At 50.0% G+C, this 13,206-nt stretch carries 6 protein-coding genes; all 6 read right to left on the bottom strand.

Annotation, left to right across the window (positions count from 1 at the left end):
• Nucleotides 1–61 precede the first annotated feature (61 nt).
• The gene (locus J2Z66_RS08310; RefSeq protein WP_209970928.1) at nucleotides 62–4,021 is read right to left on the bottom strand and encodes a DUF4838 domain-containing protein; all 3,960 of its coding nucleotides are present in this window, start codon (nucleotides 4,019–4,021) and stop codon (nucleotides 62–64) included.
• A gap of 34 nt (nucleotides 4,022–4,055) precedes the next feature.
• A complete protein-coding gene (locus tag J2Z66_RS08315; protein WP_209970929.1) occupies nucleotides 4,056–7,610 on the bottom strand; it encodes a DUF4838 domain-containing protein in 3,555 nt (1,184 codons plus the stop codon).
• A gap of 235 nt (nucleotides 7,611–7,845) precedes the next feature.
• A complete protein-coding gene (locus tag J2Z66_RS08320; RefSeq protein WP_209970930.1) occupies nucleotides 7,846–9,417 on the bottom strand; it encodes an extracellular solute-binding protein in 1,572 nt (523 codons plus the stop codon).
• 52 nt (nucleotides 9,418–9,469) lie between these two features.
• Nucleotides 9,470–10,345: a carbohydrate ABC transporter permease gene (locus J2Z66_RS08325; RefSeq protein ID WP_209970931.1), complete on the bottom strand. Its 876-nt coding sequence runs from the start codon at nucleotides 10,343–10,345 to the stop codon at nucleotides 9,470–9,472.
• A 13-nt stretch (nucleotides 10,346–10,358) separates the two neighbouring features.
• A complete protein-coding gene (locus J2Z66_RS08330) occupies nucleotides 10,359–11,276 on the bottom strand; it encodes an ABC transporter permease (protein WP_245375394.1) in 918 nt (305 codons plus the stop codon).
• A 36-nt stretch (nucleotides 11,277–11,312) separates the two neighbouring features.
• Nucleotides 11,313–13,130: an FAD-dependent oxidoreductase gene (locus J2Z66_RS08335; protein ID WP_209970932.1), complete on the bottom strand. Its 1,818-nt coding sequence runs from the start codon at nucleotides 13,128–13,130 to the stop codon at nucleotides 11,313–11,315.
• Nucleotides 13,131–13,206: the final 76 nt, after the last annotated feature.

A 13,206-nucleotide genomic window follows, 5' to 3' on the forward strand; every position in this document is an offset into this window, starting at 1 on the left:
TCTATATTACAACGGGGCAATAGTCACATGCTTACAAGTGCCCCGTTGTACCTGCTTATTATTATTTACTCATGATGTTGTAGAGGATCTGCACAAATTGCGCTCTGCTTGCCGAATCCTCCGGCAGGATGTTGTCATTGGTCCCGGCGATAATTCCGGCTTTTACAAACAGTTCAATTGCGTCATTTGCATAATCGGCAACCTTCCCTGCGTCATTGAATTCTTCCAGATTTTTGACGTTGCCTGCTGTCGGCAATTCATTGATGTTCTTAAGCGTATTGTATACCAATACGAACAATTCCTGCCGGGTCACCTGTCTGTCGGGGTCGAATTTGTTGTCGCCCACGCCGCTGGAGATTCCCAGCTTCTTTGCCTCCGCAAGGTATCCGGTGTAGTAGGTGTTCCCTGCGTCGCTGAAATTGTTTTCGATGTTTTCGTTCGGACTGATGCCAAAGGCTCTCATAATCATGACCAGGGCTTGTGCTCTGGTTACACTGTCAGCCGAGCCGAAGCTTCCATTGCCCACTCCTGTGGTGATTCCTCTTGCTGCCGCAAAGGTTACTGCATCATAGTACCATACACCCTCTGCCACATCCGCAAAGTCAGCCTTGTTATATGCGACTGCAAACTTCGAGGCTTCTTCTACCTTGAAAGTCAGTGTTCCTGTTGCCGGGTCATATATGCAATTGGTCACTATTTCAAGTTTCCCTGCCGCATTAATGGTATAGGCGACAATTGCATTTGGATTTTCGCCTGCCTTACGTACATAAGGAATGGTTACTTCCGCTTTACCGCCAAAATGTACGATCTCCTTTTCCCTGCCGGCAACATCAAAGCTCACAAACGGTCTGTCTCCGACCTTATTCCGGATTTCAGCCGTCAACTCTGATGTTTCAACCTTCGTGGCAGTCATCGTAATGGTTCCCGCCGACTGCTTTAACATGCCCTCCGCAGCCTTTTTATCAAAGGTCATCGTTCCGAACGGTGTAGAAATGACCAAGGAATCCGCATTGCTATCTACGAATGTTTTCAAAGCTGCATCTGTCAGGCTGACACCTGCGGTCGTGGCATCGGTGCCCGCATTCACTTCGATTTTAACCGTTGTTTTTATCCCTGTACCCTGCTTAGCCGCCTCAGCCGCAGCCTTTGCAATTGCATCCTCCAACTGTTTCTCAGATATTGGTGCTACAGCCTTTGCGGTTGTATCCGTCGCGGGCTTTGCGGGTATCGTCGTTGTTACCTGCCCATCCTCAACCTTCGTTTCAGGCACCGGCGTCGGTGTTGGCGTCGCTGTCGGTGTCGGTGTCCGTGTCGGTGTTGGCGTCGGATTTGGCGTCTCACCCGGTATCTCCGTTCCACCCTGCGATGCCATTTTTATAGTCACTACATCCTTAATCCCGGATATATTTCCGGCAGCATCGATGGCCTTTACCCTATACCTGCGTTCCATACCGGGTTCCAGTCCGGTGTGAATATATGTTGTCGAATCCGTTCTGACCGTTCCGTTAATCCCTCCTATTGATGCAGGGTTCAACACCTCGAGAATATATCCGACAACACCTACGTCATCAGTGGCCGGTGACCAGCTTACACGCACTTCACTCCCGGAAATTTGCTCGGCTTTCAAATTCTCTGGAGCTGTCGGCGGTGTACTATCCAGTTCAGTATTGAGCTGCCAAAGCATTGCAGGCCCCGTTATCCCCCCGGTACCAAGCTCATCCAGACTTTCATTCCCCACATCAACAACAATCAAATTCGATTCACCAAATTTAATGGCCGGCGTAGCGTCAAACTCCCACGGTTTCATCATCGCATTGCCCTTGCCATTCGCTGACAAATTCAGCTCTATACCATTCATCCAGACCCTGGCTGTCTCATCAATACTGCTGAACCAAAGCCGAATCGGATTCCCTGTATGAAACTCTGAGTCAACATCAACCGTTGTTCTGTACCAGGCATGTCCTTTGTAATAACCAATCCCCTGATCGGACCAGGACTCCGAATAGGTTTTCAGTTTCATCCAGGATTCCGTTCCTAACCCGGGTTTCCAGAGCCCCAATTTATCCCCGGATCCATTTGGAAACAGCATAACATTCCATTCGTCCGGCAACTCGGCAACCATTCGGTTTCCATTGCTGAGCCGTTGACTTCCCTGATTGGTGATTTTTTCAAAGAACCAATCCGTATAATTATAGGAGGCAAGGGTGTTGAGCATGACAGGAGAGTGCGTAACAGCCTCTTCTCTTATTTTAGAGATTTGATCAAATGTTTCCTTTGCCTCAACAAACTTAAAGCTGTTAATTAGTTCCTTCATTTGAAGGAAGTTCTCGCCAAAGCTAAAAGCAACACGCACCATATTGACACGTCTGGCATATACCGGATTCGATGTCCCTTGTGCCGCATCCTCAGCTTCCGTTAGCCACTGCTCCATCGCCTGCATGACCGTGTCGGTCAAAATATGTTGAAAATCATTGATACTTCCCGCATAATAATCTGCTTTGGCAAAAGCATTTTCCAAAATTTCGAAATGCCTTTTCATCGGCTCTGCGGCAGGTCCATAAAACGTTGTAAAGTAGTCCTCCAGCAAAGCTTTCACATCCAAATCGGGGTTCCACATCATCTTCGCTGCCAAATAGAGCGCCGGTCCATGATACGCCCACGCCGGCAGAGCCTCACCGCGTATGCCGATAATACCCTGGTCTTTGAAATACTTGTATTCTGTGCCTACTCTTTCTGCCAGTGAAAAAGGCAACCCCGGATCGGCAAGGTTATAAAGATAATCATAGATCATGACGTTAGGACTTACCCTTTTCCAGCCGTCAATAATGTCTTTGATGTGCTGCCTCTCCCACGAAAGCGGATTTTCAATGCTTTTCATCCTATCCGTTCTGATGGAAGCGATGATCGGTATTATCCTGGGGTCCGGCATATGCTTTACTGGCGGATAATAATAGTCGTCATAGGCGAAGAAAGAAATTTTTACATCATGATATCCGGCAGCATCAAGCTTTTCCAAAACAAGATTAAAAAATTTCACATAACGATCCGTTAACGATAATGTTCCTCCATGTATGGCACCCTTAAAATTCCCGTCCCACTCAGGGTTAGGCTGGAGTACCGATACAGGTCCGTCATTGGGTCCCATTCTCAAATATTCAAGCTTGGGGTCTGCATCCAATCTTCTGATTGCCTCTGCCACAACAAGGTTCAGTACCTCCGGCTTGGTCACATCGTATTGTCCGGTCGGATTTCCTTTGGCATCGGGCAGAAATAAATCAGGGCGTTCTTTATTCGTAGGAGATGTAATCAGCAAACCATGATTCCCCAAAGTTTTCTGATTCAGACGCACATGTTCGACCCAGGGCGCACCTTCTGTCAGATTGACACCCACCGGCAAACCGGCGCCCACAACATATGGCGCAACAGCTTGCAAAAAGCGGAAATCAAAGCCCGGGTGCTGGATGGTGTCCTGATAACCGACCGCAATTGTACGCATAGACGGAACTACGGTTCCGATATCACCGGGCATGAACCACCGCACGCCAATTTGCTCGAGGAGCTCGTAAGCGGCATAAAGGCTTCCTTTGTCGTTGTCATCCAATCCTACCAATTGAATGACTCCCTTCTCAACATACAGCCGGAATGAATCGGGTTCATTTCCCTTGGCACGGATTGCAGCCTTAGCTGCTTCAAGGTCTGGAGCGGCACTTCCGATATAGATCTTTGTTCCCTGCACCTCGGCCGAGTCCTCGGCAACAGGCAGTTCCACTCCGGATATTTGCCGAATATAGTCTTTGAGTTCCTGCATCGCCATCTTTTCATATTCGGTTGCACTTTGCGACAAGATGATCGTGGACCGGGATTCTCCGTTCTCGACCAATACGAGCTTAGGACCCGTATCATTCAACACTGTAATTCCCTCAGTTAAACCGGTTGGGCCATTTGCAGCCAAAATCTGGGGCACCGAAGAAAGCAACAGCACAATGATTAATCCCCAGCAAAGAAAAAGTTTTCTTGTCAAAATATTCAACTCCTTTTATCAATAATTTAGGGGATCATTTGGGCTGCATGATGATCTCCACTATGTCACCAGAGCTTACATTCGGAAACGCTGTACTGTAATTATCTATTGCCCTTACCCTGTACCTGAGTGTCTTACCATCAACTGCCAGCCCGGTGTGGGTAAATTCAGTATTTAACGCTCTCATTAGTTCTTTGTTGACTCCTCCCGGGGGGGCCGGATTCAGCAATTCCAAAACATATTCCTTCATTCCGTAAACAGATTCGGATGCAGTCCAGCTTATTGTCACCTCGGTGTCAGAGATTTGCTCAACGGTCAGCGTAGGCTTTGTAGGCGGGATTTTTAGGGTAATGAAAGCACTCATAGCAGATTGACCCCCAGCATGATCTACTGCCAGTACCCTTATCTTGCGTACGATGCCAATTTTAAAATAATCGGTGAAGGTATATTCATTTGTTGGTGCTTCTACCGTCAGGAGTCGTCCTGCACCGCCATCTACATCCCACACCTCCAACATGTATTTGGCGATCCCTACATCAGAAGTCGACGGATTCCAGCTTATTTTCATCCCACCGTTAGCGATCGGCTCAGATTTCAAACCCGTTGGGGCTGCGGGCGGGGCGGCAGGTGTTACATTTTCCGACATGGATACCTGCACTACAGCACTATAGTCAGCAGACATATTTCCGGCAGTATCTATTGCCTTCACCCTGAACCTGCGTATCATACCGGGTTGCAGTCCGCTGAGGGTATACGCATTCGTTGTCGTTTTTATCGTTTCAAGTACTCCACCCGGAGGATTCTGGTTCAGCACTTCCAGGCTATACCCGGCAATTTGGAAATCTTCATAAACGGTAGATGGGTTCCAGCTTATATATACCTTGTCGGCGGAGATTTGCTTAACCTTCAAACCCGTCACCGTTGAGGGCGGATTCATGGTTACGCGTGCGTAAGCACTATAGTTAACCGATTTATTTCCGCCGGCATCGATTGCCCTTACCCTGTATCTGCGTTCCATGCCGGGTTTCATTCCGGTGTCGATATATTCATTTGTCGTAGTTATTACCGATCCAAGTACTCCCCCTACGCTCTCCCGGTTCAGCATTTCCAACTGATATCCTGTAACTCCCATATTATCTGCGGGTATATCCCAGGTTACTTTCACGGTGTCGGTGCCGGGGATGTGCTCGGCTTTCAAGTTCTTCACATCTGCAGGCGGGAGATAATCCAGTTCCGTATTGACCTGCCAGAGAATTGCAGGACCCATGATCCCCCCGGTACCCAGTTCATCTATGTCTTCATTACGCACATCAACAACAATCAAATTGGGCTCGCCAAATTTAACCGCCGGCGTAGCGTCAAATTCCCAAGGTTTTGTCAAACCCGTACCCTTCTGCACCAATGACAGCTCTTCGCCATTCATCCAGACCCTGGCTGTCTCATCGATATTGCTGAACCAAAGCCGAATCGGTTTTCCGGTGTCAAATTCCTGAGCGACATCTACCGTTGTCCGGTACCAGGCATGTCCCTTGTAATAACGAAGCCCTTGAGCGGACCAGGTCTCTGAATAGGTTTTCAGCTTCCTCCAGGATTCCGTCCCCAAGCCGGGTTTCCAAAGCCCCAGGTCAACCCCGGACGCATTTGGGAACAGCTTGACATTCCATTCATCCGGCAGCTCAGCAACCAATTGATTTCCATTGCTGGTCCGTTGTTTTCCCCCATTTACCATTCTGTCAAAAAACCACTCTACATAGGTATAGGCTTTATAGCTGCTTAAAATGGCAGGGGAGTGAAGAGCAGCCTGTTCCCTAAAGTCATAAACGTTATCGAGCTTTTCCTTTGCCGCATCAAAATGAAAACGGTTGAACTGCTCGATCATTTCAAGGAAATTATCACTGAAACCATAAGCGATGCTGATCATATCAATCCGTTTGGCAAATACCGAATCCGATGCCACCCTCGCCTTTGCTTCCCCAAGTGTTCTTGCCATCTCTTGCATGACTTCATCGGTCAAAATGTGTTGAAAATCATAAATGTTTCCGGCAGAATAGTCCGCTTGTGCAAAAGCATGTTCCAAGATGTCAAAATGCTCCTCCATCGGCGCTGCCGCAGGTCCATAAAACTTTGTAAAGTAGTCCTCCCGCAAAGCGTCCACATCCAGATCGGGGTTCCACATCATCTTGGCTGCCAGATAAAGTCCCAGGCCGCCATACCCCCACTCCGGCGTAGTCTCAGCGCGTATCCCTACAACACCATGATCTTTGAAATACTTGTACTCTGTGCCTACTCGTTCTGCCAGTGAAACAGGCAGGCCCGGATCGGCAGGGTTATAAAGATAGTCATAAATCATCACCGTGGGACTTATTTTATTCCAGCCGTCAATAACTTCTTTAAGATAGTTACGCTCCCATGCAAGCGGATTTCCGATGCTGTGTATCCGATCCAGGGTGAGGGAAGCAATCATCGGTACAATTCGTTGATTTGGCGTCCACCGTACCGGCGGATTATAGTAAGTGTTATAGGCGTAGAAAACAATTTTCACATCTTGATAGCCTTCTTTTGCAAGCTCCTCCAAAACAAGATTAAAAAATTTTATATAGCGATCCGTCGTTGATAATGCTCCTGTTAATACATCTCGATCATCCCCATCCCATTCGGGGTCAGGCTTGAGTACCAACACATGTCCATCGCTTGGTCCCATGCTCAGATATTCAAGATTGGGATTTTTCCGCAATTTTGCAAGCGACTCTGCTATAACAAGATCCAGCACCTCCGGTTTCGTCACGTCGAGGTGTATCGACGTTGTTCCGTCGGCGTTGGGCAGATACAGATCCGCGCGCGTTGATCTCGAAGGAGGGGAACTCAACAATTCATGCGCACCTACTGTCTTTTGATTAAGGCGCACATGCTCGACCCAGGGTGCAGCCTCTTCCAGATTGCCCCCCATCGGCATACCGGTAGCCCATAAGTATGGCGCGGCAGCTTGGAAAAAACGGAAAGAAAGACCCGGGTGCTGGATGGTGTCCTGATAACTGACCTCAATGGTTTCCAGATCCGGAACGACAGTTCCGATATCACCGGGCATGAACCACCGTACGCCAATTTGCTCGAGGAGCTCGTAAACGGCATAAAGACTTCCTTTGTCACTATCCTCCAATCCCACCAGTTGGATTGCCTCCTCGGCTACATGCAGCCGGAATGAGTCGGGTTCATCTCCCTCGGCCCGGATTGCCTCCTTATCAGGGCTTGGGGCGGCACTTCCAATATAGATCTTGATTCCGGCCACACCGGCCGGATTGTTGGCAACAGGTAACTCAGCTTCGGATATTTGTTTTACGTAGTCTTTGAGTTCCTGTGCTGCCTTCTGTTCCGGTTCGGTTGCACTTGATGAAAGAATAATGGTTGACTTCGCGATTCCGTTCTCGACCAATACGAGTTTAGGACCCTTATCATTCAGCACTGTTTGAAAAGTTTCCGTGCCAGTCTCCTCGGGCAAACCGGTTGAGTTATTTTCAGCCAAAACCGAGGGAACGAAAGAAAACAACAGCGCAATGATCATTCCCCAGCAAAGAAAACGCTTTATTGTCAAGTTAATCGACTCCTTTTCCTAATGATTCGAGGTTCTTCGCATCGATGCTCGGAGGAGGATGGGTATCCATCGACCAGCACATGTAAGCGATTACATTGGTGACGACAGCCTGCTGAATATCGTTTTGGGTCAGGTTTTGAAGCCTTCCGGAATGAACATCCTAGAGGCTTGGGCCTGATGGCCAGGATTTTTATGGTTTCACCCCGGGAATAGGAGTGCCAACAATCCTTCCGTATTATTTCTTGCTTTCCATTTGACCGATAAAATCGTTCATTTCCTTCAAATACGTTTGGCCGAACTTCGTATTCCACTCCTGGAGTACCTTCTTGTACTCGGATGGCTGCGCATCGCCGATAATGATTTGGGTCGTCACTTCGCTGAACTTTTTGTTAAAGTCCAGGTAAGGCGGCGTCTTCGCGATCACCGGCGTGAAATCGCGGTCTTTGGACAGCACGATCCGTTTGACGGCTTTCTCGATGTTCGGGATAAGCTTCTGCTTCAGGTCATCCGACATAGCCGGGTTGATAAAGAACATGTAATCGTTGGCGCGGCGGACCATGTTTTTGCGGACGAACGTTTCCAACGGCGGCTCCACATACGTGCGCTTGTTGTTTTCCACCTTGTAATCTTGCCCTTCCACGCCGGTGTAGATGGTATCCCAGCCTTTATCCGAAAGCATATAGTCGAAGAGGTCAATAACTCTTTGCGGGTCCTTCGCATTACGCGTTACCGCCCAGAAGCCCCACAATCCCGTTCCTTGCCCCAGTCCCTTCATCTCGCCTTGCTCATTCTTAACGAAAATATAGGCAAGATCGAAATTCGGATTGATCTCTTTACCGGCATTCAGGAAGGTTTCGTAATGACCTGCAAATCCCTCGATGATCCCCGTTTTGCCGCTTTGAAACCGTTCCAGCGTTTTGGCGCCGTCGATCGAAGGCGAATCCGGGTCGATCGACCCTTCTTTGAACAGCTTGGCCGTTAACTCCAACGCTTTCGTATATTTATTCGAGTTCAGATCATATTGCGGATTCATGTACTTGTACTCGCCACCGCCGGACTCCTGCCAGCCGTAAAGCCCGAGCTCGTTCTGGAAAATCGGCTTGAGCGATTTGTCGACGCCTGCGGCCGTTCCATACCCGTACGTATCGTTTTTGCCGTTGCCGTCCGGGTCTTCCTTCGAAAATTTGCGCATGATATCGATCATTTGATCGATTGTAATTTCGTTATTATCCGGCAGCTTGATATTCAATTTATCGAGCCAGTCTTTGCGTAGCCAGTACCCGTCGGAGCGGATAACGGTCGTGCGCGGAAGGCCGTAAACTTTGCCGTCACCGTTCACGCGCAGGGCGTCCCAGGAAACGTCGTAGGAATATTTCTTGACATTGTCGGCCTTCTTCAAATATTCGTCGATCGGAACGACGACGCCGTCCTTGACCGCTTTCAGGAACGCGGCGTCGCTCGGGCTTGGAAACCAGACGACGTCGGGGAAATCGCCGGTTGTCAGCGATAATTGCAGACGTTCGTTGTATCCGGTCGAAGGCGGAATGTCGAACTTAATCTCCGTGTTCGTCGCTTTCTCGATCGATTGAAACAGCAGCTTATCCGTTTCCGACAAATTGGATGAGGCAAAATTGCCTATAATTTTCATGCTAACTTTCGGTTTCGCGGTTTCCGCCGCCGCACCCGACGACAGCGATGGCGAATTCGGATTGCCGCTTTCCGCTGGCTTGTCTTTGCTTCCACATGCTGCAACTCCGGCGAGCAGCACCGCAACACCCACTCCGGCCATTACTTTTTTGAATATCATTCTAGTTCAGCCTCCCTTATGAATGTTTATCTATGACAAGGGTCGAAAGGAGTTACCCTTTGACGGACCCGAGCATGATCCCTTTGACGAAAAACCGCTGCAAGAACGGATACACTGACAAAATCGGAAGGATGACGATCATGATCGTCGCGTATTTCAGCGTCTCCGGCATGACGTTCATATTGCCGATCTCGGCGCTGTTGCCTCCCGCAGAAATTTGCAGCATTTTGGCGCCTTCGATAACCTCCCGCAGAAACAGCATAAGCGGCCAGTTTTCCACGCTGCGGATATAGATGATCGCCGAGAAAAAGCTGTTCCAATAGCCGACCGCAGCGAACATCGTCAAGGTGGCGATAATCGGCATCGAGAGCGGAACGACGATTTTGAACAAAATGTACGGCTCGGAGGCTCCGTCCATTTTCGCGGCTTCCTCCAGCTCCTCCGGAATGTTCTGCATAAAATTGACCATCAGGATCAAGCTGAACGCGGAGAACAAACCGGGAAACACGAGTGCTGCCAGCGTATCCAGCATGCCGAGCGAGCGGATCAAATAAAAATTCGGAATGAGCCCGCCGTTGAACAGCATCGTGAAAATAACCAAATTGATCAGAATCGCTCTGCCTTTCAGATGCAATTTGGAGAGCGGATAAGCCGTAATGATGTACAGAAAGATCCCTAATGCCACACCGCTGACAGTGACAATGATCGTATTGAGATAACTTCTGGCCAGCACGGGATGCGAAAGGATATCCTTATAGGCGTCGAACGTGATGTCGCTCGGCCATATGCGCATCGGGTTTTGCATATACGCGGTGTGCGAACTGATCGAAACCGCAGCGACGTTCAGCAGAGGATACAGCATAACCATACAGATCACGGATACGATCAGATAGATGGCGATGTCAAAAAGCTCGATTCTTTTGCGCAAGTTCCTTCACCTCCTACCATAATGACTTGCCGAACAGGCGCGCAATCCGATTAGCGAACACGATCATGACAAGTCCGACTACCGATTTGAACAAGCCGACCGCAGCCGTGAAAGAGAGCCTTCCTTCCAGCAGTCCCACCCGATACGTGTACGTTTCAAACACATCGGCCACTTTGTACGTAGCGGGATTGTACAACAGGAAAATTTGCTCGAAGCCGATATCCAAAATATTCCCAATCCGTAAAATCAAAATGATGACAATCGTCGTCGCGATGCTGGGAAGCGAAATGTACCATATTTTTTGCAGCCGGTTGGCTCCGTCGATCGTGGCCGATTCGTAAAGCGACGGGTCGACGGACGTAAGCGCGGCCAGGTAAATGATCGTGCCCCAGCCAAGCTCCTTCCATATTTCCGCGGAAACGAGAATCGTCCGGAAATATTCGGGCTTCAGCAGGAAATGAATCGGCTCCCCGCCGAAATCGACGATCAGCCGGTTGACCCAGCCCGATGATGGGGACAGCGTGTTAATCACGATGCCGGCGATGACGACCCACGATATGAAGTGCGGCAAATACAGCACCGTTTGCGCGACTCGTTTGAACAGCAGATTGCGCATTTCGTTGAGCAGAATGGCCAGCACAATCGGCGCGGGAAATCCGAACAACACCTGATAGAAGCTAATAATTAACGAATTTCGCAAAATCGTGAAGAAATCGTCAGACTGGAACAGGTAGCGGAAATTTTCGAAGCCGACCCAATCGCTGCCCGTTATGCCCTTCAGCAAATTGAAATCCTGGAACGCAATGACGATGCCGAACATCGGAACGTATTTGAAAATAAACAGGTAAAGAAACCCCGGTATAAGCAGCAAGTACAGCCATTTGTTTTTTCTCATGTAGAGCCAGACGGGACTGGCTTTGCCGTTATTCATCCTATTCTCCTCCCGAGGACACTGCCGCAAGGCAGGTTATTCACAAACGATTTCGACCACTCGCGCATGGTCCAGCCCGTTCGTCGAAATAACCTCCAGGCGAAGCGTCTTCAGATTTTTCATCGCTGTCGGCAAATGGATCATCCGCTCGTAGTTATCCTTAATATGAGCAATTTCCCTCCTTCCTTGCTTGTCGTGCGCAATTAACTTGAATTCCTTGAGCGTTTCGGCTTGCGGCCGCCCCCACTGCATATGCTTCTGAATCACGTCCAAATGGCACAGCATGAGCAAACGGTGCAGCCCGGTATCGAGCACGATCGAAATCCGCGAAACCGTAACCGGCTCCTCCCATTCCAGCTCCAGCCACGGACTGCCGTCTCCCGGCTCCGACATCCAGCGATGCGTGCCCGCCGTCGTCAGGTCGGGACGAACGCCCTTCTCCCCGTGGACCGCGCGAGTATGCCCGTCCACAACATTACTACATTTTCCTTGCTGTTGCTCAGACGAAGCGGAAATCCGGGCAAGCTTCGCGAGATTCCCTTCCACCATGCGGCCTGGCAAAAACGCCCCCTGCCGCAGCAATTGCTGCTGCGCCTCCTTCACGACGCCGCCGTCGCGCCATGCCTGCTCCAGCGGCAGCTCGCGCTTCACCGCTGTTGCTGCGAACGTGCCAAGCCCTTCGCCCATGACCGCGCAGGTCGCCATCACCCTCGTGCTGGAGAAGGCAATATGGGTAGCCGACAGATTCCGGCCGGCAAACATCAGATTCGCAATATTTCTGCTAATCATCGAACGCAGCGGAATGCCGTACAAATACGGCGTAAACGGCTGATTGCAAGGCTCTTCGTCCTTCGCATCGATGCCCTGGGGCGGATGCGTATCCATCGACCAGCCGCCGTAAGCGATCACATCATCGAAATCGATAGCCTGCTGAATATCGTTTTGGGTCAGCACATGCTCGCCGATAAATCGTCTGGACTCCCTTTTACCTGGCAGAAAACCGAACCAATCCAGCGCCCAGTTTACGGAATCGGGATGATTGCCGCTGTTCTTGATGTGATCCCACACTCCAAGCATGATTGCCAGCAGCTCGTCGCGAATATGCTCGTTATCCTTGATCGTATCCAGCGTACCGCCGAACTCCACCCACCAGTAGCCGAACTCCCAAGCGTCGTGGTTTCTGAACTGCAAATCTTCCTCCGTAAATTTGCGGGCCCATTTCGGCGGGGTAAACGGCATCGGGCGGCCCATATCCTTCGATGTGAACAACAGGGAGGAACCAAGACGATAAGCGTCTCTGTTCAGGTTCGCGCCGGACTCGTTAAATTCATGAGCCGCTTCACGGCCGGTCGTAAACGCGGCGCCCGCTTCAAATCCAAGCCTGCCGTCCCCCGTACAATCCACAAAAATGTCGGCATGAATCGTAAAGCGGTCTTCCGTGGTCTCTCTCACCGCATGGACGGCACGAATCCGGGAGTCCTCGACATCGGCTGCGATTACCGTCGTGTTCAGCAGCAGCGTCAAATTCGGTTCGGCGCGGCATTTCTCATACAAGATCAAATCCAGCATGCTCGCGCTTCGCTGCGGATTGCGCACGGCGCATTCCAGCACGATTTCTTCGATAATGCCGCTTTCCCTGCGTTCCGCCTCCAATTCCGTGCCGATGGTGGATGAGCCGGATATATTCATGCGAATCTCCGACGAGGCGTTTCCACCCAGCACGGAGCGATCCTGACACAAAATAACGCCCGCGCCGTTGCGCGCCGCCGCCAAAGCCGCGGCTACTCCCGTCATCCCGCCTCCGGCGATCAGCACATCCGTTTTCAACATTTGCGTATCGGTTTTCTCCATCATCCATTGACTCCTCTGATTGCATACTATATCTTTAATTGCATAATACTATCTTTCATTTGCACATTTGAATTCATAA

It is taken from the genome of Paenibacillus eucommiae (genome assembly GCF_017874215.1).
GTDB lineage: Bacteria > Bacillota > Bacilli > Paenibacillales > NBRC-103111 > Paenibacillus_AI > Paenibacillus_AI eucommiae.

Excerpts from the sequence above, each read along its gene's own strand:
- J2Z66_RS08320 (WP_209970930.1), bottom strand. The coding sequence starts at position 9,417 with ATGATATTCAAAAAAGTAATGGCCGGAGTGGGTGTTGCGGTGCTGCTC.
- J2Z66_RS08330 (WP_245375394.1), bottom strand. The coding sequence starts at position 11,276 with ATGAATAACGGCAAAGCCAGTCCCGTCTGGCTCTACATGAGAAAAAAC.
- J2Z66_RS08335 (WP_209970932.1), bottom strand. The coding sequence starts at position 13,130 with ATGATGGAGAAAACCGATACGCAAATGTTGAAAACGGATGTGCTGATC.